The organism is Streptomyces canus (genome assembly GCF_001514145.1).
GTDB classification, from domain to species: domain Bacteria; phylum Actinomycetota; class Actinomycetes; order Streptomycetales; family Streptomycetaceae; genus Streptomyces; species Streptomyces canus.
Window position 1 is genome coordinate 374,652 of the sequence record NZ_KQ948656.1, and the last position, 23,789, is coordinate 398,440.

A 23,789-nucleotide genomic window follows, 5' to 3' on the forward strand; every position below is an offset into this window, starting at 1 on the left:
CGGCTCAGGGCTCCAGGCGGGCCGCCGCGGTGCCGCTGACGACCTCGGCGCCGTCCTGGTTGACGGTGCGCAGGGTGAAGTGGGCGACCGGGCCGGTCGGCGTGTCCTCGATGGACTCGACGGTGGCCGTGGCGGTGAGGGTGTCGCCGGGCCAGACCTGCGCCTTGAAGCGCACGCCGTACCGCAGCAGTGCCTCGGTGCCGACCCAGTCGGTCAGGACCCGGCCGGTCATGCCCATCGTCAGCATGCCGTGGGCGAAGACGCCGGGATAGCCCGCGGCCTCGACGGCGAACCGCTCGTCGGTGTGCAGGGGGTTGAAGTCGCCGGAGGCGCCCGCGTACTGCACGATCCGGGTGCGCTTGAGGTCGTCGACGAGGACGCTCTCGCGCATCTCGCCGACCTTGATGTCGTCCGGGCTCAGGCTCATCGGGCGTCCTTCGGGGTCGCGGGGCCCTCGGGGACGACGGCCACGGTCACGGCGCTGACGACCGGTTCGCCGTCGGCGTCCCGGTACTCGGTGATGCGCTCGCTGAAGAGCAGGCGGCCGGTGCGGCCCTGCTTCTCCCAGCTGCGTCCGGTGCTGTTGTGCGCGTAGAGGGTCTCGCCTGCGCGCACCGGGCGGTGATACTCGAAGTGCTGCTCGGCGTGGAGCCCGCCGGCGCCCTCGGCCATGACTCCGGCGTCGCGTCCCGACCCGAACCACTCCTGCTCCGGCTTGGGACGCAGGTGGTAGTCGGGGTCGTAGTGGGCGCTCGCCATGGTGAAGGTGGGCGGGGCGAGCGCCGACTCGCCCTGGTACGCCGGGTTCTCGTCGCCGATGGCGCGGGCGAACATCATGATGTGCCCGGCCTCGACGGGGAAGGGTTGCCCTGTCATCCGCGTGTGCTCCTCGAATCAGTACGGCAGATCAGTACGGCAGAAACGCGTCGCGCGTGGCCTCGTCCGGGTCGAAGTCCGGCGGCAGTCCCTCGAACTTGGGCTCCCGCTTCTCCACGAAGCTCGACACGCCCTCGCGGAAGTCGGGCGAGCCCGCGAAGAACTCCATGGCGGAGTAGGAGCGGGCGAGGGCGTCGGTGAAGGTGCGGTCCAGGTCGCCGTACACCTGGTGTCGTACGACGGCCATGGCGCGCGGGGAGCAGTTGCGGGCGATGTCCCGGGCGTAGGCGCGGGCGGCGTCGAGCAGGTCCTCGGGTTCCACGACTCGGCTGACCAGTCCAAGGCTCTTCGCCTCGTCGGCGTCGAAGACGCGGCCGGAGAGCAGCAGGTCGAGCGCGTTCTCCAGGCCGATGACGCGCGGCAGGACGTACGGCAGGTTGTACTCGCCGGCCAGGCCGCGGCGGGTGAACGCGGTGGTGAAGCGGGCCCCGCGGGCGGCGAAGCGGACGTCGCAGATGAGCGCCTGGACCAGGCCGATGCCCGCGCAGGCGCCGTTGACGGCGGCGATCATCGGCTTCGGCATGTTCCGCCTGCTGTACATGGGGACGCGGGCCTGGAGGTTGAGGGACTCCCCCGGCTGCGAGTTCTGCTCCAGGCGCTGCATGTCCATCCCCGGGCAGAAGGCCCGGCCCGCCCCGGTGATGATCACCACTCTGACGGCGGGGTCCTGTGCGGCCTGGTCCAGGAGCGCGAAGAAGCGGCGCTCCATCGGCAGGCTCCACGCGTTCTTGCGCTCGGGCCGGTTGAGGGTGACGGTGGCGACGCCGTCCTCGTCCACCTCGTACAGGACCAGGTCCAGGTCCTCGGGGGCCACCACGGTTTCCTCGGGCATCACATCACTCCTCGTCCAGCGGTTCGATCGGGTCGCCGACGCCGGGCCGCTCCCCCGAGATGGTCACCACCACCTGCCCGCGCGCGCAGAGGCGTCCGTCGGCCCGCACGTCGACGTCGGCGAAGTGCACCCGGCCGCCCCGCCGCACACAGCGCGCGTAAGCGACCGCCTCACGGCCGCGGGCGGGTGCGAGGTACTGCACCGACATCGACACGGTGCTGAGCCGGCTGCCCTTGGTGAAGTCGTGCCCCGCGATCACGGCTCCGGCGCCGGCGGTGTCGATGAGCGCGGAGATGACGCCGCCGTGGAAGACGTCTTCGTGGGCGGAGAGGGACTCGGCGTAGGGGAGCACGATCTCGACCCCGTCCGCTTCCCAGCGTGTCACCCGGATGCGGCAGCGCCGGTTGAAGGCGACCCCGCGCTCCCAGCGGACCCGGAACCAGGCCCGGCGTTCGCGCTGTTCCTGATCGGTGAGGGTCCTCGCCGCGACGGTCATCAGCCCGCCCTCCGGTCCCGGCCTGGCGGCCGATCCATATAGTTACATGAATTGAATAGATGAGGCAATCACGCGGGCCGCAGCCGCCCGCTAGATGTATTATTTATATAACTGATTCGCCGTCCGTGAACAGAGGGAGACCCAGATGCCGTCGACCGCACTGGCCGGGATCCGCGTGCTCGATCTGTCCCGCATCCTCGCCGCGCCGCTGGCCACCCAGCTGCTGGCCGATCTCGGCGCCGAGGTGATCAAGGTCGAGCGGCCCGGATCGGGGGACGACTCTCGGACCTACGGCCCGCCCTTCGCCCCCGGACCCGAGGGGGACCGGACCGACACCGCCGCCTTCTACCTCTCCTGCAACCGCAACAAGCGGTCGGTCACCGTCAACCACGCCTCCACCGAGGGGCAGGAGCTGATCCGTGCCCTCGCCGCGCGGTCCGACGTCGTGGTCGAGAACTTCCGGACGGGCACGCTGGCGAAGTACGGTCTCGACCACGAGAGCCTGCGCGCACTCAACCCGCGCCTCGTCTACCTCTCCGTCACCGGCTTCGGCCAGACCGGGCCGTACGCCGACCGCCCCGGCTACGACGGCATCTTCCAGGCCATGTCCGGGATGATGAGCGTCTCCGGGCACCCCGAGGAGCCGATGAAGGTCGGCGTCAGCATGATCGACATCCTCACGGGGCTCTACGCCTCCACGGCCGTCCTCGCGGCACTGCGCCACCGCGACCTCACCGGCGAGGGCCAGTTCATCGACCTGTCCCTGCTGGACTGCGGCCTGGCCTCGCTGTCCCACTTCGCGATGAACTACCTGGTCTCCGGCGAGGTTCCGCAGCGGCGCGGCAACGGCGGGTACGGCGGGATCCCCTCGCAGGCCTTCCCCTGCAAGGACAAGCCGATCTTCCTGGTCGCGGGCAACGACAAGCAGTTCGCCGCGTTCTGCGCGGCGGCCGACCGCACCGACCTCCTCCAGGACGAACGGTTCGCCACGACCTCCGCCCGGATCGCCCACCGCGAGGAGATCCTGCCGGTGCTGGCGGCGATCCTGCGCACCCGCACCCGGGACGAGTGGCTGACCGTACTCGACGCACACGACGTGCCCGCGGGCCCGTACAACGAGATGCCCGAGGTCTTCGCCGACCCGCAGATCCAGCACCGGGGGATGCTGATCGAGGTCGACGACCCGGCCTCCGGACAGCTGCCGATGCTGGCCAACCCCATCCGGTTCACGGTGACGCCGGTCGAGGGGTACGCCCCGCCGCCCACACTGGGTGAGCACACGGCCGAAGTGCTCACCGCCCTCGCGGGGGTGACGGAGCGTCAGTTGACTGCGCTGCGGGACCGGGGTGTCGTGTAGCGGCCGTCAGCCGATCAGGGTCCGGCCGCCCTCCAGCATCAGCGTCGCGCCCGTCAGATAGGCCATGTCGTCACTGACGAGCGCGGCCACCGCCCGGCCGATGTCGGCCTCCGGGTCCCCGAGCCGGCCCAACGGGATCTGCCGCGCGAGCTCGTCCGCCTTGTGCGGGTGCGCGGCCAGGTAGTCCTCCGCCGCCGGGCTCAGCGCGGCCGGACAGATGACGTTCACGCGGATCCCGTAGGCGCCCCACTCCCGCGCGGCGACCCGGCTCAGGCCGCGGATCGCCTCCTTGGCCATCGCGTAGGCCGCGAAGGTCGCCTCGCCCTGCACGGCGGCGGAGGAACCGAGGTTCACCACACTGCCACGGCTCTCCTTGAGATGGGGCAGGGCGGCCTGCATCGCGTGGAAGGCGGCCAACGGTCCGCTTCGGTAGGTGAGTTCGACATCCTCGTACGACGTCTCGGCCAGCTTGCGCTGCACCGAGGACTGCGCGTTGTTGACGAGCACATCGAGACCGCCGAACTCCCGTACCGTCTCGGCCACCATGCGGTCTACGTCGTCCCGCTCCCCCACGTCCCCGACGACGGTGTGCGCCCGCCCCCCGCGCTCGGCGATCTCCCCGGCCGTGTCCTTCAGCTTGCCTTCGGTGCGACCGGTGATCACCACGGCCGCCCCCTCGGCCGCGAGCGCGAGCGCGATGCCGCGGCCCACGCCCTGCCCGCCGCCGGTGACCAGCGCCGTCCTCCCTGACAACCGTGCCATTACTTACGTCTCCTTCCAGAAGGCCGACCAGGAGGGGAAGGCGTCGGGCAGCGCCGGTTCTCCGGCACCCTCCCAGCCCTTGAATCCCACCGCCTGGGGGCGCTCGGTCACGTCGGCCGCGTACCAGTGCTGTTCACGACGCCGGGAGAAGTACCACTCGCCGTCCACGCGCGCGTAGTCGTCCCGGTAGCAGATCGCCATCACGATCCACCGGTCCCCCACCTCGTGCTCGGCCCGGCAGTACACCGCGCCGGTCGCCGTGTCGCGGCCGGTGAACTCGATCTGGTGGCCGCAGATCTGGTGGACCGACCGGTGGAAGCCGCGCACCTGGGGTTCGATGTGCTGCCGCAGGACTGCCCGGCCGCGGCCGTGGCGCCCCATGTCCACGTCGGGCCGGAAACAGCCGACCCAGGCGTCCAGGTCGCGGCCGTCCACGGCGAGCGCGTAGCGGATGGGCAGTTGCTGGATGGCGAGCTGCGACTCGACGCGGTCGAGACGGTCCTCGATCGGCGTCATGGGCGCGGCTCCTTCGGCAGGCCGAGGACCTGCTCCCCGATGATGTTGCGCTGGATCTCGCTGGACCCGCCGTAGATCGTCTCCGCGAGGGCCAGCAGGAAGGAGCGCTGCCTGCGGTCCAGGGCGTAGTCCTCGCCGACGATCTGTCCGGCAGGGCCCGCCAACTCCGTGGCCAGCTGGCCCAGTTGCTGGTGCCGGGTCGACGCGTACAGCTTCGCGGTGGTGGCCTGTGCTCCCGGCGTGCGGCCGGCGGTCAGTTCGGCGATGGTCCGCAGGTTGGTGGTGCGCATGATGCGTACGGAGATCCAGGCGTCGACGATGCGGCGGCGCAGCATCGGATCGTCGAGCGCGCCCCGCTCGCGGGCCAGGTCGATCAGTGCCTCGGCCTCCCGCTCGAAGGTGAGCTGCTGGGGCAGGAGCGTGGTGCCGCGCTCGATGCCGAGCGTGGCCATGGCGGTCCGCCAGCCCTGGCCGACCTCGCCGACGACCATGTCGGCGCCGGTGCGCGCGTCGGAGAGGAAGATCTCGGCGAACTCGTCCTGACCGGCGAGGTTGCGGATGGGGCGGATCTCCACGCCGGGCTGGTCGGTGGGCACCAGCAGCAGGCTCAGGCCCTTGTGCCGCGCGGACTGCGGGTCGGTGCGGGTGAGGACGTAGAGCCAGTCTGCGTGGATGCCGAACGACGTCCAGACCTTCTGTCCGCTGATCACCCACTCGTCGCCGTCCCGCTCCGCCCGCGTGCGCACGGACGCCAGGTCGGAGCCCGCGCCGGGTTCGCTGAAGCCCTGGCCCCACAGTTCCTCGACGGCGAGGATCGGCGGCAGGAAGCGCTTCTTCTGCGTCTCGCTGCCCATCTTGAGGAGCATCGGGCCGAGCAGGTCGAGGGCGTTGACGGTGGCCCGGTACGGGGCGTTCACGCGGGCGTACTCGTACTCGAAGACGATCTCCTCCAGCAGCCCGAGGCCGCGTCCGCCGTACTCCTGGGGCCAGCCGATGCCCAGCCAGCCGCCCGCGGACAGCTCACGGTCCCAGGCGAGGCGGACCTCCCAGGCCGCGCCGTCGGTGGGGCCGCCCACGCCCCGGTGCTCGGCGAACTCCCCCACCAGGTGGTCCGCCAGCCAGTCCCGCACTTCGTCGCGGAAGTCGCGTACCGCGGGCCCGAAGTCCAGCTCCATGTCTGCTTCTCCTCAGGTCTCAGATGCCGAGCCGGGTGGCGAGCAGTTCCCGGTGGTACGACGGTGTGCCGAGCAGCACCTCGGAGCTCTTGGCCCGCTTGAAGTACAGGTGCGCGGGGTGCTCCCAGGTGAAGCCGATGCCGCCGTGGACCTGGATGTTGTCCGCGGCGACCTTGGTGAACATCTCCGAACAGAAGGCCTGCGCGAGGGCGGCGGCGAGGGCGATCTCCGTCTCGTCGCCCGCGTCCAGCGCCCACAGTCCGCCGTACGCGGCCGAGCGGGCGGACTCGATCCCCATGAGCATGTCGGCGCACTTGTGCTTGATCCCCTGGAACGAGCCGATGGGCCGGCCGTACTGCTCGCGGATCTTCGCGTACGCCACGGCGGCGTCCAGGGCGGCCGCGGCTCCTCCGACCTGTTCGGCGGACAGCAGTACGGCGGCGGTGGCGAGGGTGCGCTCCAGGGCGGGCCAGGCAGCGCCCTCGGGACCCAGGAGGCGGGCGGGGGTGTCCGTGAACTCGATCCGAGCCTGTTTGCGGGTCTGGTCGAGGGTGGGGAGGGGGGTGCGGGCGAGGCCGGGTGCGTCGGCGGTCTCGACGGCCAGGAGGCTGATGCCCGAGGGGGTGCGGGCGGCGACCAGGAGCAGGTCGGCGAGGTGTCCGTCGGGCACATAGGTCTTCACGCCGGTCAGCCGCCAGCCGCCTGTGTCGTCACGGACTGCGGTGAGCCCGATGCCCTGCTCGTCCCAGCGGCCGCTGTCCTCGGTGAGCGCCAGCGTGGCCACCGTCTCGCCGGACGCGATGCCCGGCAGGAGGTCGTGTCGCGCCTGCTCGTCGGCGCAGCGCAGCAGTGAGTCGGCGGCCAGGGCGACGGTGGCGAAGTACGGGCCGCCGAGCAGTGCGCGGCCCGCCTCCTCGAAGACGATGCCGAGATCGACGTAGCCGAAGCCCGAGCCGCCGTACTCCTCGGGTACGGCGAGCCCCTGGAGGCCGAGTTCGCCGGCCATCCGCCGCCAGACGACGGGGTCGTGACCCCAGGGGTCGGCGGCCAGGCGGCGCACGCTCGCCTCGTCGGAGTGCTTGGCGAGGAACGAGCGGACGACCTTGCGCAGTTCGTCCTGTTCCTCGCTGAAGGTGAGATCCATGCCGAGCTTCCCGTCGTCCGTGCAACGTCACGTGCGGCGTGCTTGCCGCCCACTCCTCGATACAGTTAGATAATTATAGTATCCACACTGAATACACCAGGAGCGCGACGTGACCGATCCCTACGCCCCGTTCACGAGCCTGACCTTCGAGCGGCCCGCGCCCGGCGTGCTGCGGATCGTGCTCGACGCCCCGAACCTGAACGCCGTGGACCCGCGGATGCACGGCGAGCTCGCCGACATCTGGGCCGTGGTGGACCGGGACGCCGAGACCCGAGCGGTGCTCGTCCAGGGGGCGGGCAGGGCGTTCTCGGCGGGCGGGACCTTCGACTCCATCGACGCCATGACCGAGGACTACGCGGTGCGCGCCCGGGTGATGCGGGAGGCGCGGGACATGGTCTACGGAGTGCTCAACTGCTCCAAGCCCGTCGTCTCCGCGATCCACGGCCCGGCGGTCGGGGCGGGGCTCGTCATCGGCATGCTCGCGGACATCTCGGTCGCGGCCCGCACGGCGAAGATCGTCGACGGGCACACGCGTCTCGGGGTCGCGGCCGGTGACCATGCCGCCATCTGCTGGCCGCTGCTGTGCGGTATGGCCAAGGCCAAGTACTACCTGCTCACCTGCGAGACGCTCACCGGCGAGGAGGCCGAGCGGATCGGGCTGGTGTCGAAGTGCGTGGACGACGCCGACGTGCACACCGAGGCCCTGCGGGTGGCGATCGCCCTGGCCGCCGGGCCGGCCAGCGCGATCAGCTGGACCAAGCGGTCCCTCAACCACTGGTACCGCACCGCCCAGCCGATCTTCGAGGCCTCGCTCGGGCTGGAGTTCTTCGGGTTCGGCGGGCACGAGGTCGTCGAGGGACTCGCCGCGCACCGCGAGAAGCGGCCCGCGGACTTCGAGGGCGTCAGCGGCAAGCACCCGCTCGACCTGTGACCACCGTACGAGAGGAACCGATCGATCATGGCACCGCAGCAGACCAGTACCGAAGCACCCCTTCTGGTCAAGGGACTGACCTATGAGGAGATGCCGGTCGGGCAGGTCTTCCGGACCGCCCGCCGCACCATCACGGAGACCGATCTGGTCAACTTCGTCACCTGGGGCGGCTTCACCGAGCCCCTCTTCTGGGACGCCTCGCACGCCGCGGACGGCGGCTACACGGGGCGACTGGTCCCGGGGGGACTGACGTACTGCATCGCCGAAGGGCTCGTCCTGCAGACGAACGTGCTGCACGGCACCGGCCTCGCCTTCCTGCACATGGAACTCGACGTGCTGGGTCCGGTGTACGTCGGCGACACCGTGTACGCCGTCGTGGAGACCACGGGGTCCCGGCCCTCCAGCAAGCCCGGCCGGGGCGTGGTGACCAGCCGGATCGCGGTACGCAACCAGCGGGACGAGGACGTCCTCGTCTACACGCCGGTGCGACTGATCCGCGGCAGGGACTACGAGGCTCCGGCATCCTGAGCCCGCAGCAGGGCTACGAGGTTTCGCTGCCCTGAGCCCGGGGCGCGGCCGGCACCAGGCTCAGACCGGTGGCCCGCCCCGCTTCGGGTACGGCGGCGCCGGCGAAGGCGCCGTGCTGCAGCCAGTCGGAGGGCATCGAGGGACGCGGCGGGGCCTCGTGGTCCGGGACCGCCATCGCATACAGGCGGGTGTAGCGGAACTTGGCCTCCAGGTTGTCCAGGACCGACCAGTACTCGTAGCCGCACACCTCCACACCGGCCGCGGTGAGGCCGGCCAGCCAGGAGAGACGGGCGCGCAGCAGGGCCCGGCGCCGGTCGTCGTCGCTGTGTCCCGTGGCGTCGACGAGGTCCAGGTCGGCCATGCCGTTGTCGATGACGGACAGCGGCGGCAGCGCGTCGCCGTACAGCTCGTAGAGGCCGGCGACGGCGTCGGCGAGTCCTTCGGGGATGATCGGCCAGCCGTAGGCGGTGGTCTCCACGTCGTCGAACGGGACGATCGCGAAGCCCAGGCCCACGAGCAGGCGGTTCACCGCGTTGAGGGCGCTCTGACAGGTTCTCGTCGGCAGCACGCGGGGCAGGTTCTCCGGCGCGGTGACGCGGAACGGGGTGTGCCAGGACAGGCCCAGCAGGTCCTGCTCGGTGGTGATGGTCTCCAGGTCGCCGGGGCGCACGCAGCCGGTGTCCTCGACCGGTGAGTCGCCGTCTTCGGTCACCATGTGCTCGCCGAGCAGCAGGGGATCGAGGAAGAGACGGTTGGTCCAGCTCTCCAGGCGTTCCAGGGCGAGACGGTCGTAGGGGTCGTCGGTGGCAGGGTAGCCGCCCACGAGGGTGACCGTGGTGCCGATCCGGCCTCGCGCGCCGGTGGCCCTCAGGGCCTGGGTGGCGAGCCCGTTCGCGAGCAGGATGTGGTGGACCGTGGGCAGTCCGGCCCGCCCCGCGCCCCGGTTCGGGGGATACATTCCGGCCACATGGTCGGCGAGCGTGGGGCCGGCGAGGTCGGTGGAGGTGATCCAGCGTTCCACCCGGTCGCCGAAACGGCGGCCCAGCTCGGCCGCGTAGGCGGCGAAGTGCTCGGCGGTGTCGCGGGCGAGCCAGCCGCCGGCCGCGTCCAGCCACGGCGGCAGCGAGCGGTCGAGCAGGGTGAGAGCGGGCCGGGTGCCGTGCGCGAGCAGCGCGTCCAGCGCGCGGTCGCAGCGGTCCAGGGCGTCCCGGTCCCAGCTGCCGGGGCCGTCGGGCTGGAGCTGCGGCCATCCGGCGACCATGCGGTGGGTGTCCGCGACGACGCCGGTCAGCTGCCGGAGGTCGTCGGTCCACTGCCGGAAGTGTCCGCCGCGTTCCGGCGCGGGCGGCAGTGGCGCCGCGATGGTGTCCGCTGTGGCGACCCCCCAGTCGACACAGCGAAGGGATTCGTGCAGGAAACCATCGCTCATGGTTACCGTCCAGGCGGTGAATGGTTTAGCGCATTCAACTGAATGTCCGCCGACCGGACGCTAACAGGTCAAACAAACTACGACAATGTTTCGGCCAGATCTCCCGATACGGGATCAGACGGCACCCAGGATGAGGTCGGCCGCCCGCCAGGCCATGGCCATGATCGGTGCGTTCAGATTGCCGGACACCATGGTCGGCATGACCGAGCAGTCGACGACCCGCAGTCCCTCGATGCCGCGTACCCGCAGCCGGGCGTCGACGACGTCGTCCTCGTCCGGGCCCATGGCGCAGGTGCCGATGGCGTGGTAGCCGCAGCGTCCCTGGTCGAGACCGGCGTCGATGATGTCCTGGTCGTCGCGGACGCCGGGGCCGGGCAGCGTCTCGGCCGTGATCCGGCCGGCGATCGGTTCGGTCTCGAAGAGTTCCCGCATGCGCCGGAAGAGGGCGGATCCCACCGTGCGGTCGTGGTCGGAGCCGTAGTAGTTCGGGGTGATCGTGAGAGGGGCGTCGGGGTCGGCCGACGTGATGTGCAGGCCGCCCTCGGCGGTGGGGCGCAGGATGTAGCCGAGGCCCATCACCCCGGGCTCGCGTTCCACGCCGGTCTCCTTGCCGGGGACGTCGGGCAGCAGGGACACCGGCGCGATCAGCAGCTGGGCGTCCGGTCGGGCGAGTTCGGGGCGGGTCTTGAAGAAGGCGATGACGTCGAAGGCGGGCGCGGCCAGCGGTCCACGGCGGGTCGCCAGATATCTCGCCCCCGACAGGGCCTGCCGCAACGGGGTGCTCAGCGCCTTGTTGTAGCCGAGGTCGTCCTTCAGCCGGTACTGGACGACGAAACACCGGTGCTCGCGCATCCGTCCGCCCACGTGCGGGCTGTCGACCAGGACGTCGACGCCCGCCGATTTCAGCGTCTCGGCCGGGCCGATGCCGGACAGCTGGAGGATCTTGGGCGTGGCGATGCTGCCGGCGGAGAGGATCACCTCGCGCCGGGCCCGGACGTCGGTCTCCAGGCCCTTGCTGCGGGTGTGCACGCCGACGGCTCTGCCGTGCTCGGCGAGGACGCGTGTCACGACGGTGTCCACCGAGATGGTCAGGTTCGGCCGGTCCGCGACGGGGTGCAGGAAGGCGCGGGCGGCGCTGAAGCGCCGGCCGTTCTTGATGGTGGCCATGGCGTAGCCGATGCGTTCGTCGTCGCTCGCGTTCAGGTCGTCGGTGCGGCGCCAGCCGAGTCCGGTGCCGGCGGCGATCGCCTCCTCGCAGAGCGGCTCCGCCCGCGGTGCGGTGGAGACGTGGAGCGGGCCGCCCGCGCCCCGGGCCCGGGAGGAGCCGAGCGCGTTGTCCTCGATCCGCCGGAAGACCGGCAGCATGGTGTCCCAGCCCCAGCCGGGGTTGCCGAGCCGCTCCAGCTCGTCGTAGTCGGCGCGGTCACCGCGGTTGTAGACCATGCCGTTGACCGAGCTGGATCCGCCGAGCGTCCGGCCGCGGACCCAGTGCTCGACGCGGCGACTGGGGCCCACCGGCTCGACCGGGTAGTGCCAGGCGAACCGGGGATCACCCAGCAGCTTGCCGAATCCCTTGGGCATCCTGATCAGGGGTGTGGCGTCCCGGCCGCCGGCCTCGATCAGCAGGACGGACGTCTTCGGGTCCTCGGAGAGACGGTTCGCGAGCACGCAGCCCGCGGACCCCGCGCCCACCACTATGTAGTCGAAGGTGGTCATCCCTGGGTCTCCGGTGCCGGTGCCTGCTCGTCGACGTCGAAGGGGCGGAACTCGTCCTCCTGCCACCAGGGGTAGACGGGTGGCATGTCCTTGCTGACCCGGCCCGGGAACGCGGGCGGCCGTTTGGCGAGGAACGACTGGACGCCCTCCACGGGGTCCGGGCCGCCGCCGATCTGGCTCATGATCCGGGAGTCGAGCCGGTGGGCGGCCATGGGGTGGGATTCGCCCAGCATCCGCCACATCATCTGGCGGGAGAGGGCGACGGAGATCGCGGAGGTGTTGTCGGCGATCTCCCGGGCGAGTGCGTACGCCGCCGGCAACAGCTCCTCCGGCGGGTGCACGGAGCGGACCAGACCGGCCGCGAGAGCTTCGTCGGGGCCGAAGACCCGGCCGGTGGCCACCCATTCCATGGCCCGCTGCATGCCGACGGCCCGGGGCAGGAACCAGCTCGCCGCCGATTCCGGCACGATGCCGCGGCGGGCGAAGACGAAGCCGAACTTCGCCGAGGTCGACGCCAGGCGGATGTCCATGGGCAGGGTCATGCTGGCCCCGACGCCCGCGGCCGGGCCGTTGATCGCCGCGATCACCGGCTTGGTGCTGGAGAAGATCCGCAGGGCGACCCGGCCGCCGGTGTCCCGGTGCCAGGCGCCCGCCTTGCGGTGGTCGAAGGAGGAGCCGCCGGAGCTGACGTCGGCGCCCGCGCAGAAGCCGCGCCCGGCGCCGGTCACCACGATCACGCGTATGCCGTCGTCGGCGTCGGCCGCGTCCAGGACGTCGAGCAGATCGGCCATCATCTGGGGGTTGAAGGCGTTGAGTTTCTCGGGACGGTTGAGGGTGACGGTGAGGATCCGGTCCGCCACCTCGGCCCGCACGGTGTCGTACTCCTGCTCCGTCATACGCGTCCTCCGTCACTCCAGCGAGCCGTTTCCAGAAAGCTTAATTAGTTATAGCATTCAACTCTACTGACTCGTTCGATGATGACTGATGGCGGTGGAGATGACGGACCTCTTGGTGACGGCCGTCGGGCCGGTCCGGCTGATCGAGCTGAACCGGCCGGACCAGCTCAACGCCACGAGCGAGGAGCTGCACGCGGGTCTCGCTTCGGTGTGGGACTCGCTCGCCGACGACCCGGAGGCCCGGGTGGTCGTGCTCACCGGGCGCGGCCGGGCGTTCAGCGCCGGGGGCAACTTCGACATCATGACCCGGGTCCAGCGCGACCGCGCCTTCCGGGAGCGGAACGTCGACGAGGCCCGGCGGATCATCACCGGCATGGTCCGCTGCCCGCTGCCGGTGATCGCGGCGGTCAACGGGCCCGCGGTGGGGCTCGGATGCAGCCTGGCGTTGCTCAGTGACCTGGTCCTGATGGCCGAGGACGCCTATGTCGCGGACCCCCACGTCCAGGTCGGACTCGTCGCCGGCGACGGTGGTGCGCTCGTCCTCCCGCTGCTCGTGGGCCTGACCCGCGCGAAGGAACTGCTGTTCCTCGGCGACCGGGTGAGCGCCGAGGAGGCGGTCCGGCTGGGCATCGCCAACCGGGCCGTACCGAAGGACAAGCTCCTGGACGAGGCCATGGACCTCGCCGGACGGCTGGCCGCGCTGCCCGCGCAGGCGCTGCGTGAGACCAAGCGTGCCGTGAACCTGCACCTGGAGCAGGCGCTCGCCACCGTGCTCGAACCCGCCCTGCTCGCCGAGCAGGAGACCATGCACTCGCCGGACCACATCGCCGTCGTCGAGAAGATCATCGCGTCCCGCGCCCGCCGCCGGACCGCCGGGGAGGGCTGAGGCATGGACTTCGCGTTCAGCGAGGAGCAGGAGCAACTGGGGCGCACCGTACGGGCGTTCCTGACCCACACCTCGCCGGAGACCGAGACACGGCGTCTCATGGAGACGCCCGAGGGCTTCGACCGGGCGCTGTGGCGCCGGATGGGGACGGAGCTCGGGCTGCAGGGACTGGCGGTCCCCGAGGAGTACGGCGGTGCCGGGTGCGGGCCGGTCGAAGTGGGCGTGGTGATGGAGGAGATGGGCCGCGCGCTGCTGTGTGCGCCGTTCCTGTCCTCGGCCGTGCTGGCGACGACCGCGCTGCTGCGCTGCGCTGACGAGGACGCCCGCAAGCGCCTGTTGCCGGGCCTGGCCTCCGGTGAACTCGTCGGGACACTCGCCCTGACCGAGGACTCCGCCCGCTGGGACGCGAGCGGTGTACAGCTCACCGCCCGTGAGAGCAACGGGAGTTGGCTGCTGACCGGGCACAAGACGTTCGTCCTGGACGGTGCCACCGCCGATGTCGTCCTCACCGTCGCCCGCACCGACGACGGCCTCGGGGTGTTCTGCGTGGAGGGCGACGCGCCCGGCCTGACCCGTGCGCCGCTGCCCACGATGGACCCGACCCGCCGCCAGGCCCGCCTCGACTACCAGGATGTACCGGCGACCCGGCTGCGTACCCACGGCGACGGCTGGGACCTTGTCTCGGAGGTGCTCGACCGGGCCGCGGTGGCGCTGGCCGCCGAGCAGGTCGGGGTGGCCACCCGCGCGCTCGACATGGCGGTGGAGTACGCCAAGGTGCGCCATCAGTTCGGGCGGCCCATCGGCTCCTTCCAGGCCGTCAAGCATCTGCTCGCCGACGTCCTCCTGGAGGTGGAGTCGGCGCGCGCCGCCGCCCACTACGCCCTGCTCGCGTCGGAGAACGAGGACCCGGAGCTGCCCGGCGTGGCGAGTCTGGCCAAGGCGTTCTGCTCCGACGCGTGCGTGCAGGCGACGGAGCAGAACATCCAGGTGCACGGCGGCATCGGCTTCACCTGGGAGCACCCGGCCCACCTGTATCTGAAGCGGGCCAAGACGTCACAGCTGCTGTTCGGGGATCCGGCATATCACCGGGAGCTGCTCGCACGGAGAATCGGCATGGACAAGGACAAGGGAGCGGCATGAAGGTCGACGGCAAGCTCAACGTGTGGAGCACCACGGAGGTCGTGGAGGAGGCCAGGCACCACGAGAAGGCCGGCTACGACGGCCTGTGGGCGTCGGAGTCCAAGCACGACCCCTTCCTGCCGCTGGCGCTGGCGGCCGAGCACACCGACCGCCTCGAGGTCGGCACGGCCATCGCGGTGGCCTTCGCCCGCTCCCCCATGCAGCTCGCGTACACCGCGCACGACCTGCAGACCTACGCCGGCGGACGGTTCTCGCTCGGTCTCGGCAGCCAGATCAAGCCGCACATCGAGCGGCGCTTCGACATGCCCTGGAGCCGGCCCGCGGCCCGCATGCGGGAGTACGTGAGCGCACTGCACGCGATCTGGGACGCCTGGAACGAGGGCGAGAAGCTCGATTTCCGCGGCGACTTCTACTCGCACACCCTGATGTCGCCCTTCTTCTCTCCTCCGCCCGCTCCCGGCGGCGCGCCCAAGGTGTTCGTGGCCGCGGTCGGCCAGGCGATGACCAAGGTGGCGGGCGAGGTCGCCGACGGGCTCCTCGCGCACGGCTTCACCACCGAGCGGTACCTGCGGGAGGTGACCCTGCCGACCGTGGAGGCGGGGCTCGCCACGTCCGGCCGTAGGCGGGCCGACTTCGCCGTCTCCCATCTGCTGCTGACCGCGACCGGCCGCACGGAGGAGGAGATGACCCGCGCGATCGACGGAACCCGTGCCCAGATCGCCTTCTACGGCAGCACACCCGCCTACCGGGGGGTGCTGGAGCTGCACGGCTGGGGTGAACTCGGCGACGAGCTGCACGCGTTGTCGACGTCCCGGCGCGAGGACAAGTGGGAGGCGATGAGCCGCCTCGTCGACGACGAGGTGCTGCACACCTTCGCGGTCGTGGCGGAGCCGGAGCGGGTGGCGGGCGAGATCCGGCGCCGGTACGGGGCACTGGTGGACCGGGTGTCCTTCTACACGGCGTACGAGATCGACGCCGCGGTGTGGGAGCCCATCGTGCAGGAGCTGCGCACATCCGAGTGACGGTCAGCCGAGCAGGTCCAGGACGGTGGTCATGGACCTGTTCTGCAGCAGGTAGTCCTCGGCCTCCTGGAGGTGGAGGCGCCACAGTTCCTCGGCGGCCTCGGTCTGGCGCGCGGCGACGAGTTCGACGAGCGCGCCGTGGGCGCGGAAGCCCCGGCGGTTGGCCCGTACGTTCTCGGGGCTGCCTGCGTCCAGGTCGACGTGGGACCAGTTCGCCTGGTCGATGATGTGCCGGACCATGCCGTTGAGGACGCTCAGCGTCTCGTTGCCCGCCAGTTCGACGACCAGGGCGTGGAACTCCATGTGGGCACGGATGAAGGCCGACGGGTTGTCCATCAGTGCCTCGGCCTCGGCTACGGCGGCCCGCAGCCGCTCCAGGTCCTCGTCCGTGCGTCCCTCGGCCAGCAGTCCGGCGCACGGTGCCTCGATGACCGTACGGGCGTCGTAGACGTCCTTGAGGGTCGTGCCCCGGTATTCGAGGACCACGCCGGCGTACCGGGCCGCGACCGTGCCCTCCGGAGTCTGCACCCGGGCCCCGCCCCGGGCGCCCCGGCGCACGCTGATGAGCGACTCCGACTCCAGCACCCGGAACGCCTCGCGCAGCGTCGGCCGGGAGACCGCGAACTCCGCCATGAGCGCCGACTCGGCCGGGAGCGCCTCGCCCTCGGCCAGCTCTCCGCGCACGATCTTGCGGCGCAGCTGTGCCGCCACCAGCTCGGCCATCTTGGGGACGCGGACCTTGACACCGTTCACGCCCCCGCCACCACCGCCCTGCCGCCCCGTCGTACTCGTCACCGGGCCCACCTCCGTCCGACCCACAGGTGCGGGACATGGCCCGAGCACCGGGTAGACGGTTCACTCTACTAGATAACTGATTGAACTAGGTTACCGAGTTCGCGGCAATGAGATGTTCGGCCAGCGCGAGCAGCAGATCGCGGCCCACCGCCCGCTGCCGCATGTCCCCCATCACCAAGGGGACTTCCGGGTCGAGGTCGAGCGCTTCGCGGATCTCCCGCTCGCTGCGTTCCTGGTGGCCGTGGAAGCAGTTGACGCCGATCACGAAGGGGATGCCGCGGCTCTCGAAGAAGTCGATGGACGCGAAGCTGGACTCCAGCCGCCGGGTGTCGGCGATGACCACCGCACCGAGCGCGCCGTGCACCAAGTCGTTCCACATGAACCAGAAACGCTCCTGGCCGGGCGTCCCGAAGAGGTAGACCACCAGCCGGGGGTTGACCATGATGCGGCCGAAGTCCATGGCCACCGTGGTGGTGGCCTTCCGTTCGACGCCCACGACGTCGTCGACGCCCACGCTCGCGACGGTCAGGTACTCCTCGGTGCGCAGCGGCGCGACCTCGCTCACCGCCCCGACCAGGGTCGTCTTGCCCACACCGAAGCCACCGGCCACAAGGATCTTGACCGCCGCGGGTGCCGAGCCGTCGTAGGCCCGGCCCGCGGGGTCAGAGTCTGCGAAGGCCATCCCTCACCGCCCGAAGAAGAGTCATGTCCATTGTGTTTCCTACTGCTACAGCGATCGGTGGACGGGTTGTCGCCCTGCCCAGCGCGACCAGGTCGTCGATCAGGATTTTCGTGACCGCCACGGGCAGGTTCAGTTCCGCGGCGATCTCGGCCACCGCTGCTGGGGTGCGGCACTGCTGGAGGATCGAGCGGTGCTCGGGTTGCAGGCCTCGCAGACCTGCCCGGCCGGGTGCCGGTTCGACGGTCGTCACGAGGGTGATCAGAGTGAGGTCGTCGCGCGCGGGTGCCGTCCGGCCCTGGGTGATCGTGTAGGGCCTGACCGACAGCTCCTCAGCGTCCCCTGCCTCCAGGTCGTCCATCCAGTGGCTCACTCACGTACACCGCGCTCGTCGGCGGGCGCCCCGAAGCGCGTCTCGGTGCTCATGCGCTGGCCCACCTGCTGCATCAGGGTGTGCATGGCCACGGTCATCAACTCGGCGTCCACTTCCTGGGACGCCACGACGGCCAGATGAGTGCCTCGGCCCGCGGCGGAGATGAACAGCCACAGATCGGTCAGCTCGACGATGACCTGGTGCACCGAACCGCCGCCGAACAGCTGCCCGACCCCACGGGCCAGACTCTGCTGGCCGGTGGCGATGGCGGCGAGGCGCTCGGCGTCGCCGCGGACGATGGTGCCGGACTGGCTCACCACCAGCCCGTCGTCTGACAGCACGATGGCGTGGTGCGTGCCCGGAACCTGTTCGACCAGGCCGTCCAGCAACCAGTCGAGGTCCGGATGGGTGGCGGTCGTTCGCATTGTCATGGTCAGTCTTCCGTCGGGATCCGTCTACGCTGCGGCAGCACGTCGATGGGCTCGTGGTCGGTCGGGGGAACGTCACGCCGGACCATCCGGGACTGGCGTTGGAAGGCACCGATCGTCGCGCCGGAGCGGGCGGGCGCGGACCGACGGTCCGGTGTCTGCTCGTCGGCCGGTGGCGCTCCCAGGCCGGCGGCCGGGTCCCGCAGTTCGTCGGCGAGACTGGCCAGGCGCACCCGTTTGGGCAGCGGTTGCACGTCCGGCGCGACATCCACGCGCAGGGTGCCACTCGCCCGCGGTGCGCCGGCCGTCTGCGACACCGGATGGGGACGCGGCGGCCGGGTCCACACATCACTCATGGGGGCCGCGGCTTCCAGTGGGCCAACGCGGCCGGTCACCAGGGTGTCCGCGTCCGGGGCCGTCCTGTGCTCCACGCCGGGCGGGTCCGCGACGGCCGCCTCGGGGGGCGGCGGCCAGGCGGCGTCGGCTGCTTCGGGTGCGGGCCCGGTCCGCTCGGGAGCCTCGACGACGAGTTCGTCGGGGATGAGGACGACGACCCGGGTGCCGCCGAACGAGGAGGGCCGCAGTTCCACCTGGATGTCGAGGGCACGCGCCAGCCGGGCCACCACGTAGAGGCCGAGCCTGACGTCGTCCGCCCGGGACATGACGTCCATGCGGGGCGGCTCGGTCATCAGCCGGTTGACCTCGTCGTACTGCTCGGGGTCCATGCCCACGCCGCGGTCCTCGATCTCCACCGCGAGACCGCGTCCCACCCTGGCGGCGTACACCTCCACGGGCGTCGGCGGTCTCGAGAAGCCCACCGCGTTCTCCATGAGTTCGGCCAGCACGTGGATCACCAGGCCGACCGCACGCTCGGCCAGCCACACCCGGTCCTCGACGTCGATCTGGATCCGCCGGTAGTCCTGCACCTCGCTCTGCGCGGAGCGCAGCACATCCAGGAGGAGGACGGGCTTGCGCCACCGTCGCTGCGGCTGGCCGCCGCCGAGGATCACCAGGTTCTCCTCGTAGCGCCGCAGCCTGGCGGTCAGATGGTCGAGGTCGAACAGGCCCTCAAGGACCTCCGGATCCTCGTGCCGGCGCTCCAGCTCACTGAGCTTCTTCATCTGCAGGCCGATGAGCAGCTGGGTACGCCGGGCGATGCGCTGCAGCAGCTTCTCGAAGCCGCGGAACTGCGAGACCTGGGCCATCGTCGTGTCCAGCGCGCTGTGGCGTGCGAGGTTCAACGCCTGGCCCAGCTGGCCCAGTTCGTCGTCGCCGTGCTGGATCGCGGGGAGTTCGGCGTCCAGGTCGACGACGTCACCGCTGCGCAGGCGTTCGACCACGGCCGGCATGCGGGTCTGCAGGTCCAGGGCGGCGACGCGCAGCGCGGAGATCCGGCGGCGCAGCGTCCTGGTGAGCAGCGCGCTGATCAGGACGACCACCAGCACCGCCACCGCGCCCATCACGCTGGTGAGGATCAGACGCCGCACCAGCGCGTTCAGTTCCTTCTCGGTGGCCGCCGTCAGGGTCACGGAGTAGGTGGTGTTGAGCTGCTGGAGCTGGGCGGCGACCGGCCCGACGCTGTCGCTCCATGTCGTGCCGAGTCCCTTGGAGAACTTGTCCGCGTCGGCCCCGGAGCCGGAGCCGGACAGGACCTTCTGCTCAGCCGTCGTCTTCTGCTTCCACGCGCCTCCCGCCATCAACTTCCGGTAGAGCGCGGCCTGATCGTCCGGGACGAGGGGCACGATCTTGTTGTCGTAGAGGAAGTGCTGGGAGCCGATCCATCCGGCGAGCTGCCCGCGTTCGGTGGCGGAGAGCCGTCCGGTCACCGAGCCGCGGGTGAACAGCGCGTTCTCCCGCGAGATCATCTCCATGCCCCAGACCGAGTCGATGGCCGGCCGGGCGAGGTAGTCGATATTGGGCAGACCGACGTGGCTCAGAGTGGTGAACAGATTCAACTGGCCGGAGATGAGGCTCGTATAGCGGTCGAACGTCTGCTGCTGCGAGGCGGTCCGCTGGTCCACTCCCGCCCGGTAGTCGGCCAGTTTCCGCAGGTTCCTGCCCACCTGGACGACGTTGGCGCGGATGTCGTCCGGGGCGCTCCAGCCGCTGTCGGGCAGTTCCTGGACGGTCGAGACGTCGGCGTCGGTGCGGCTGCGCTGCGCGCGCAACGCCTTCTGGTAGCCCTCGGGGTCGGCCAACTCCGCTCCGCTGAGCCGCCGTTCCTCCTGGAGGTCGAAGAAGGCCGCCATGATCGGACGTGCCGCCGCGTTGGAGGCCGCATTGCGGTCCTTCTGCCTCTGCCATTCCGTGTAGAGCTGAGCGGAACTCGCCAGCCACAGGGCCACGAGGGTCACACTGGGCACCAGGGCCAGGATGAGCAGGACCGTTCGAAGTGACGGCTGTCGCCGGGTTCCGCTGCCGCTGCCCTTTGGGCCTTGTCTCTTCGACGCACGCGCGTGCACTGCCACTGAGGTCCCCAGCGATGCTCCAAGTGACAGGCCGCTCCGATGGGCCCGCACGATGACGCGCCGATGCTATCCATGGATACCGCTATCTAAATACACTTAGCCCACTAAATTTTCACAAGAGTGGGTCAACCGGCCCGATCAACGCTCCGGCACGAAATACGGCAGCGCGATCTCGTCCGTGAAGAGCCGGAAGTCGACGCGTACACGCATGCCGATGGCCACGGCCTCCGGATCGCCGGCGTCGACGTGGGAGAGCAGGGTGCCGCCGTCGTCGAGGTCGATCACGGCGAGCGCGAAGGGCGTGTCGAAGCCCGGGCCGGGAGCGCGGTGGACCACGGTCACCGAGTAGACGGTCCCCTGCCCGGCGCTCGGCGCGTAGTGCCAGTCCGGTGCCATGCACCTGGGGCAGGCGGGCTCGGGAACGAAGAAGCGCAGGTCACAACTGGGGCAGTAGGGAATGACCAAGTCGCCGCGTCGGGCCGCGTCCCAGAACGGTTCGGACAGTTCGGTGGGCACGGGTACGGGTCGGCTCATCGCGCTCTCCCCAGCAGGCTCATCTCGTAGTGCTGCGCGCCGGACCCGGCGTTCCCGACGACCGCCAGCTCGGCGCCCTCGACCTGGTGCACGGCGGTGCCGCGCAACTGCCGTACGGCTTCGACGACTTTGAGCGTCATCTGCTGCGTCCCGTTCCAGGCGTACGACAGGCAGCCCCCGTCGGGATTGACGGGATGCTTGCCGCCCACGGCGATGGCGCCGCTGGCCGCCAGTGGTCCGCCCTCGCCCTCACCGCACAGGCCGAGTGCCTCCAACTGCCGGATGATCTCGAAGGAGTTGGGGTCGTAGAGGGAGAAGACGTCCACGTCGTGCGGGCCGACGCCGGCCATGGCGTAGGCGCGGGACGCGGCGTCCCTGCCGAGCTGACCGACCTCCCGGTACAGCGCCGGGTTGGCGTACGCGGCCTGGTGGTACTCCATGCCGCCGCCGAGAACGGCGACGGGCACGTTCGGCAGGTCGCGGGCCCGTTCGGCGGTGGTGACCACCAGTGCGGCGCCGCCCTCGCCGACGATGCAGCAGTCCAGCAGGTGGAAGGGCGTGGCCACCATCCGGGAGGCGAGCACGTCGTCGGCGGTGTACGGACCGCGGCCGTACATCATCGCCTCCGGGTTGGTGGTGCCGTTGTTGCGGATGGTGGCGGCGACCTCGGCGAGCTGGCGTGAGGTCGTGCCGTACTCGTGCATGTGCCGTGCCGCCACCAGCGCGAACTGGGCGACGACATAACTGCCCCACACATCGGCGAACTCCAGGGGCACCCCGGCTCCGACGGGACCGGCTCCGCGTGAGACCAGCTTGCAGCCGCCGACGACGACGGTGTCCGCGTATCCGGCACTGATGGCGGCAGCCGCCTTCAGCAGGCCTCGCGAGCCGGCGTTGTCGAGCATCGAGTCGCTGGTCCAGCGCAGGTCCCGGCCGAGCATCCGCGCCCAGGAGCTGCCCTCGCCGGGTACGCCGCCGGGGCCGGGCCAGTCGACCTGGGCGCCGTCGACGTCGGCCGGGGTCAGTCCGGCGTCCGCGATCGCACCGCGTACCGCTTCGAGGGCGAGGTCCATGGCGTCACGGTCGGGCAGCGTCAGCGCCTGCTCGGTGGCGTGCACGCCGACGACTACGGGTTGGCGGCCGTTCACGTGGTCACCGCCCCGCGCCGAGCGTGTCGCCGCCGGGATAGCCGCCCCCGCCGAAGCGCTCGTCGAGCACTTCGTAGTCCTTGGCGTAGTCCTTCGTGCGCGGCAGTGCCTCGACGAACTCGACCGTCTTCGGCTTCTTGTACGAGGCGATCCGTGCCCGGCAGTGCTCGATGACGTCCGCCGCCGTGATCGGCTCGGCGCCCGGCTGGAGCACCACGACGGCCTTGACGTCCTGCGCCCAGCGCTCGTTGGGCACGCCGATCACGGCCGCCTCCTTGACCGCGGGGTGGGACTCGATGCAGTTCTCCACCTCGGCCGGGAAGATGTTCTCGGCCGCGGACTTGAGCATGCGGGTCGTCGTCCCGAGGAAGCTGATCGTGCCGTCGGCCTCGCGCCTGCCGAGGTCGGTGGTGTGCCACCAGCCGAAGCGGAAGCGTTCCTCGTTGATCTCGGGCCGGTTCCAGTAGCCGAGGTGCACGAGGTCGCCGCGTACACAGATCTCGCCGGCCTCGCCGACCGCGCACTCCTGGCCGGTGCCGTCCAGGATGCGTACGGCGGTGAAGGGGCCGGGGCGTCCCGCGTTGCCGGTGCCCGAGCCGCCGTAGGCGCCGGTCACGGCGAAGCCGGTCACCTCGGTCTGCCCGTAACCGCGGCCCATTCCGCCGCCGTTGCGGGTGAAGCGGCTCTGATCGGTGGGGACGGTGCCCTCCCAGAGCTGCGCGGCGACGCTCGCGCGCAGGTGGGAGAGGTCGTGGCCGGCCTCGCGGTTCAGCGCGACGAGCTGCGCGATGGTCGGGGGCATCAGGTAGGCGTGGGTGCACTGCTCCGCCGCGAGCAGCGGGAGCAGTTCCTCGGCGACCACGCGGCGCACGACCACGTTCTTGCCGCCGTGAACGAAGGCAGGGACGCCCCAGAACTGGTAGTTGCCGATGTGGAACATGGGACCGGCGCCGAGGAAGGACGTCTCCGTGCCGATGTCCCCCATCCAGGCGGCGCTCGCGCCCATGGCGAGCAGGTTGCGCTGCGAGAGCATCGAGCCGGACTGCCGGCCGGAGATCGCCGCGGTGTAGATGACCAGCAGGGCGGCGTCCGGGTCGACCTCTGCAACGGGGTCCTCGGGCGAACCGGAGGCCAGGAAGGACTCGTAGGAGTCGGCGCCCTCGGAGTCGTGGCGCAGCCACAACGCCCGATGGTCGCTGCCGAGTTCGGCCCGCGCCTTGGCGACCGTGTCGCCGATCTCCTCGTCCTGCCAGACGACGACCTTGGGGTCGAAGTCCTCGACGGCGAAGGCCATCTCGGGGGCTGCCCAGCGCCAGTAGCCGGGGCAGACCATGGCGCCGATCTTCGCGGCCGCGCCGAGCAGCTCCCAGATCCGGAAGGAGTTCTGGCCCAGCCACAGGATGCGGTCGCCGGAGCCGACGCCCGCGTCCGTGAGGGCGCCCGCGAGTCGGTTGGTGCGCTCGTCCAACTGAGGCCAGGTCAGCCGGACGTCACCGTCGACGAGGGCGACTCCCTCGGGGAAGGACCGTCGGTGCTCACGGATGATGTCGCCGAACGTCAGGCGGCGGGCGGAATGCATGCTGTTGGCTCCAAAGGCT

25 protein-coding genes are annotated in these 23,789 nt (G+C 70.8%); 6 read left to right on the forward strand and 19 right to left on the reverse strand.

Annotated features, from left to right (window positions below; translation table 11 throughout):
* Positions 1-4: 4 nt before the first annotated feature.
* Genes AQJ46_RS01585 through AQJ46_RS01600 form a run of 4 tightly spaced genes read right to left on the reverse strand, consistent with a single transcriptional unit; the run spans position 5 to position 2,264 of the window.
* Positions 5-427 (reverse strand): MaoC/PaaZ C-terminal domain-containing protein, encoded by a 423-nt coding sequence (locus AQJ46_RS01585; protein ID WP_059203823.1) that lies wholly within the window; start codon positions 425-427, stop codon positions 5-7.
* On the reverse strand, positions 424-876 hold the full coding sequence (locus AQJ46_RS01590; protein ID WP_059203824.1) for an FAS1-like dehydratase domain-containing protein: 453 nt from the start codon (positions 874-876) through the stop codon (positions 424-426). Before AQJ46_RS01590 ends, AQJ46_RS01585 begins: the two co-directional genes overlap by 4 nt.
* 31 nt (positions 877-907) lie before the next feature.
* On the reverse strand, positions 908-1,768 hold the full coding sequence (locus tag AQJ46_RS01595) for an enoyl-CoA hydratase-related protein (protein ID WP_059204379.1): 861 nt from the start codon (positions 1,766-1,768) through the stop codon (positions 908-910).
* 4 nt (positions 1,769-1,772) lie between these two features.
* The gene (locus AQJ46_RS01600) at positions 1,773-2,264 is read right to left on the reverse strand and encodes a PaaI family thioesterase (RefSeq protein ID WP_059203825.1); all 492 of its coding nucleotides are present in this window, start codon (positions 2,262-2,264) and stop codon (positions 1,773-1,775) included.
* Between the two features lie 145 nt (positions 2,265-2,409).
* Between AQJ46_RS01600 and AQJ46_RS01605 the strand changes: the two genes are divergently transcribed.
* Positions 2,410-3,621, forward strand: coding sequence for a CaiB/BaiF CoA transferase family protein (locus AQJ46_RS01605; protein ID WP_059203826.1), 1,212 nt, complete (start codon positions 2,410-2,412; stop codon positions 3,619-3,621).
* A 6-nt stretch (positions 3,622-3,627) separates the two neighbouring features.
* On the opposite strand, the gene AQJ46_RS01610 is transcribed toward AQJ46_RS01605, so the two are convergent.
* From AQJ46_RS01610 to AQJ46_RS01625, 4 genes are read right to left on the reverse strand one after another with little or no spacing between them, the layout of a single operon-like run.
* A complete protein-coding gene (locus AQJ46_RS01610; RefSeq protein ID WP_059203827.1) occupies positions 3,628-4,383 on the reverse strand; it encodes an SDR family NAD(P)-dependent oxidoreductase in 756 nt (251 codons plus the stop codon).
* Between the two features lie 3 nt (positions 4,384-4,386).
* Positions 4,387-4,899 (reverse strand): nuclear transport factor 2 family protein, encoded by a 513-nt coding sequence (locus AQJ46_RS01615; RefSeq protein ID WP_059203828.1) that lies wholly within the window; start codon positions 4,897-4,899, stop codon positions 4,387-4,389.
* On the reverse strand, positions 4,896-6,074 hold the full coding sequence (locus AQJ46_RS01620; protein ID WP_059203829.1) for an acyl-CoA dehydrogenase family protein: 1,179 nt from the start codon (positions 6,072-6,074) through the stop codon (positions 4,896-4,898). Before AQJ46_RS01620 ends, AQJ46_RS01615 begins: the two co-directional genes overlap by 4 nt.
* 19 nt (positions 6,075-6,093) lie before the next feature.
* Positions 6,094-7,218 carry an acyl-CoA dehydrogenase family protein gene (locus AQJ46_RS01625; protein ID WP_059203830.1) on the reverse strand — a complete coding sequence of 375 codons (1,125 nt, stop codon included), beginning with the start codon at positions 7,216-7,218 and terminating at the stop codon, positions 6,094-6,096.
* A gap of 109 nt (positions 7,219-7,327) precedes the next feature.
* On the opposite strand from AQJ46_RS01625, the gene AQJ46_RS01630 reads away from it, so the two are divergent.
* Positions 7,328-8,149, forward strand: a complete 822-nt coding sequence (locus AQJ46_RS01630; protein ID WP_059203831.1) for an enoyl-CoA hydratase/isomerase family protein — start codon at positions 7,328-7,330, stop codon at positions 8,147-8,149.
* A gap of 27 nt (positions 8,150-8,176) precedes the next feature.
* Positions 8,177-8,677, forward strand: a complete 501-nt coding sequence (locus tag AQJ46_RS01635; protein WP_057612775.1) for a MaoC/PaaZ C-terminal domain-containing protein — start codon at positions 8,177-8,179, stop codon at positions 8,675-8,677.
* A 13-nt stretch (positions 8,678-8,690) separates the two neighbouring features.
* On the opposite strand, the gene AQJ46_RS01640 is transcribed toward AQJ46_RS01635, so the two are convergent.
* The 3 genes from AQJ46_RS01640 to AQJ46_RS01650 all read right to left on the reverse strand — a co-directional run bounded on the left by AQJ46_RS01640 (position 8,691) and on the right by AQJ46_RS01650 (position 12,718).
* Positions 8,691-10,106, reverse strand: a complete 1,416-nt coding sequence (locus AQJ46_RS01640) for a family 1 glycosylhydrolase (RefSeq protein ID WP_059203832.1) — start codon at positions 10,104-10,106, stop codon at positions 8,691-8,693.
* Positions 10,107-10,220: 114 nt separating this feature from the next.
* Positions 10,221-11,822: a GMC family oxidoreductase gene (locus tag AQJ46_RS01645; protein WP_059203833.1), complete on the reverse strand. Its 1,602-nt coding sequence runs from the start codon at positions 11,820-11,822 to the stop codon at positions 10,221-10,223.
* On the reverse strand, positions 11,819-12,718 hold the full coding sequence (locus AQJ46_RS01650; RefSeq protein WP_059203834.1) for a crotonase/enoyl-CoA hydratase family protein: 900 nt from the start codon (positions 12,716-12,718) through the stop codon (positions 11,819-11,821). Before AQJ46_RS01650 ends, AQJ46_RS01645 begins: the two co-directional genes overlap by 4 nt.
* Positions 12,719-12,818: 100 nt before the next feature.
* Here AQJ46_RS01650 and AQJ46_RS01655 point away from each other — a divergent pair, with 100 nt between their 5' ends.
* The 3 genes from AQJ46_RS01655 to AQJ46_RS01665 are packed head-to-tail and all read left to right on the forward strand — an operon-like array spanning position 12,819 to position 15,766.
* Positions 12,819-13,604, forward strand: coding sequence for an enoyl-CoA hydratase/isomerase family protein (locus AQJ46_RS01655; RefSeq protein WP_225887205.1), 786 nt, complete (start codon positions 12,819-12,821; stop codon positions 13,602-13,604).
* 3 nt (positions 13,605-13,607) lie between these two features.
* Positions 13,608-14,744 carry an acyl-CoA dehydrogenase family protein gene (locus tag AQJ46_RS01660; protein WP_059203836.1) on the forward strand — a complete coding sequence of 379 codons (1,137 nt, stop codon included), beginning with the start codon at positions 13,608-13,610 and terminating at the stop codon, positions 14,742-14,744.
* Positions 14,741-15,766 (forward strand): TIGR03617 family F420-dependent LLM class oxidoreductase, encoded by a 1,026-nt coding sequence (locus tag AQJ46_RS01665; RefSeq protein WP_059203837.1) that lies wholly within the window; start codon positions 14,741-14,743, stop codon positions 15,764-15,766. The genes AQJ46_RS01660 and AQJ46_RS01665 overlap by 4 nt, the downstream gene beginning before the upstream one ends.
* A gap of 3 nt (positions 15,767-15,769) precedes the next feature.
* Here the strand turns inward: AQJ46_RS01665 and AQJ46_RS01670 are convergent, their stop codons facing one another.
* From AQJ46_RS01670 to AQJ46_RS01705, 8 genes are all read right to left on the reverse strand, one after another.
* A complete protein-coding gene (locus AQJ46_RS01670; protein WP_225887206.1) occupies positions 15,770-16,561 on the reverse strand; it encodes a FadR/GntR family transcriptional regulator in 792 nt (263 codons plus the stop codon).
* Between the two features lie 85 nt (positions 16,562-16,646).
* On the reverse strand, positions 16,647-17,243 hold the full coding sequence (locus AQJ46_RS01675; protein ID WP_059203838.1) for a GTP-binding protein: 597 nt from the start codon (positions 17,241-17,243) through the stop codon (positions 16,647-16,649).
* Positions 17,224-17,592, reverse strand: a complete 369-nt coding sequence (locus AQJ46_RS01680; protein ID WP_392666164.1) for a DUF742 domain-containing protein — start codon at positions 17,590-17,592, stop codon at positions 17,224-17,226. Before AQJ46_RS01680 ends, AQJ46_RS01675 begins: the two co-directional genes overlap by 20 nt.
* A 17-nt stretch (positions 17,593-17,609) precedes the next feature.
* Positions 17,610-18,038, reverse strand: coding sequence for a roadblock/LC7 domain-containing protein (locus AQJ46_RS01685; RefSeq protein ID WP_404828369.1), 429 nt, complete (start codon positions 18,036-18,038; stop codon positions 17,610-17,612).
* Positions 18,039-18,046: 8 nt separating this feature from the next.
* The gene (locus AQJ46_RS01690; RefSeq protein WP_159063978.1) at positions 18,047-20,404 is read right to left on the reverse strand and encodes a sensor histidine kinase; all 2,358 of its coding nucleotides are present in this window, start codon (positions 20,402-20,404) and stop codon (positions 18,047-18,049) included.
* Positions 20,405-20,647: 243 nt separating this feature from the next.
* Positions 20,648-21,043: a Zn-ribbon domain-containing OB-fold protein gene (locus AQJ46_RS01695; RefSeq protein ID WP_059203842.1), complete on the reverse strand. Its 396-nt coding sequence runs from the start codon at positions 21,041-21,043 to the stop codon at positions 20,648-20,650.
* A complete protein-coding gene (locus AQJ46_RS01700; protein ID WP_059203843.1) occupies positions 21,040-22,191 on the reverse strand; it encodes a thiolase family protein in 1,152 nt (383 codons plus the stop codon). Before AQJ46_RS01700 ends, AQJ46_RS01695 begins: the two co-directional genes overlap by 4 nt.
* Before the next feature lie 4 nt (positions 22,192-22,195).
* Complete coding sequence (locus AQJ46_RS01705) at positions 22,196-23,770, reverse strand: AMP-binding protein (protein WP_059203844.1); 1,575 nt, start codon at positions 23,768-23,770, stop codon at positions 22,196-22,198.
* Positions 23,771-23,789 lie beyond the last annotated feature (19 nt).

Excerpts from the sequence above, each read along its gene's own strand:
- AQJ46_RS01610 (WP_059203827.1), bottom strand. The coding sequence starts at position 4,383 with ATGGCACGGTTGTCAGGGAGGACGGCGCTGGTCACCGGCGGCGGGCAG.
- AQJ46_RS01705 (WP_059203844.1), bottom strand. The coding sequence starts at position 23,770 with ATGCATTCCGCCCGCCGCCTGACGTTCGGCGACATCATCCGTGAGCAC.
- AQJ46_RS01645 (WP_059203833.1), bottom strand. The coding sequence starts at position 11,822 with ATGACCACCTTCGACTACATAGTGGTGGGCGCGGGGTCCGCGGGCTGC.
- AQJ46_RS01635 (WP_057612775.1), top strand. The coding sequence starts at position 8,177 with ATGGCACCGCAGCAGACCAGTACCGAAGCACCCCTTCTGGTCAAGGGA.
- AQJ46_RS01665 (WP_059203837.1), top strand. The coding sequence starts at position 14,741 with ATGAAGGTCGACGGCAAGCTCAACGTGTGGAGCACCACGGAGGTCGTG.
- AQJ46_RS01655 (WP_225887205.1), top strand. The coding sequence starts at position 12,819 with ATGACGGACCTCTTGGTGACGGCCGTCGGGCCGGTCCGGCTGATCGAG.
- AQJ46_RS01600 (WP_059203825.1), bottom strand. The coding sequence starts at position 2,264 with ATGACCGTCGCGGCGAGGACCCTCACCGATCAGGAACAGCGCGAACGC.
- AQJ46_RS01650 (WP_059203834.1), bottom strand. The coding sequence starts at position 12,718 with ATGACGGAGCAGGAGTACGACACCGTGCGGGCCGAGGTGGCGGACCGG.
- AQJ46_RS01640 (WP_059203832.1), bottom strand. The coding sequence starts at position 10,106 with ATGAGCGATGGTTTCCTGCACGAATCCCTTCGCTGTGTCGACTGGGGG.
- AQJ46_RS01605 (WP_059203826.1), top strand. The coding sequence starts at position 2,410 with ATGCCGTCGACCGCACTGGCCGGGATCCGCGTGCTCGATCTGTCCCGC.
- AQJ46_RS01620 (WP_059203829.1), bottom strand. The coding sequence starts at position 6,074 with ATGGAGCTGGACTTCGGGCCCGCGGTACGCGACTTCCGCGACGAAGTG.
- AQJ46_RS01625 (WP_059203830.1), bottom strand. The coding sequence starts at position 7,218 with ATGGATCTCACCTTCAGCGAGGAACAGGACGAACTGCGCAAGGTCGTC.
- AQJ46_RS01615 (WP_059203828.1), bottom strand. The coding sequence starts at position 4,899 with ATGACGCCGATCGAGGACCGTCTCGACCGCGTCGAGTCGCAGCTCGCC.
- AQJ46_RS01695 (WP_059203842.1), bottom strand. The coding sequence starts at position 21,043 with ATGAGCCGACCCGTACCCGTGCCCACCGAACTGTCCGAACCGTTCTGG.
- AQJ46_RS01685 (WP_404828369.1), bottom strand. The coding sequence starts at position 18,038 with ATGCGAACGACCGCCACCCATCCGGACCTCGACTGGTTGCTGGACGGC.
- AQJ46_RS01595 (WP_059204379.1), bottom strand. The coding sequence starts at position 1,768 with ATGCCCGAGGAAACCGTGGTGGCCCCCGAGGACCTGGACCTGGTCCTG.
- AQJ46_RS01585 (WP_059203823.1), bottom strand. The coding sequence starts at position 427 with ATGAGCCTGAGCCCGGACGACATCAAGGTCGGCGAGATGCGCGAGAGC.
- AQJ46_RS01660 (WP_059203836.1), top strand. The coding sequence starts at position 13,608 with ATGGACTTCGCGTTCAGCGAGGAGCAGGAGCAACTGGGGCGCACCGTA.
- AQJ46_RS01590 (WP_059203824.1), bottom strand. The coding sequence starts at position 876 with ATGACAGGGCAACCCTTCCCCGTCGAGGCCGGGCACATCATGATGTTC.
- AQJ46_RS01675 (WP_059203838.1), bottom strand. The coding sequence starts at position 17,243 with ATGGCCTTCGCAGACTCTGACCCCGCGGGCCGGGCCTACGACGGCTCG.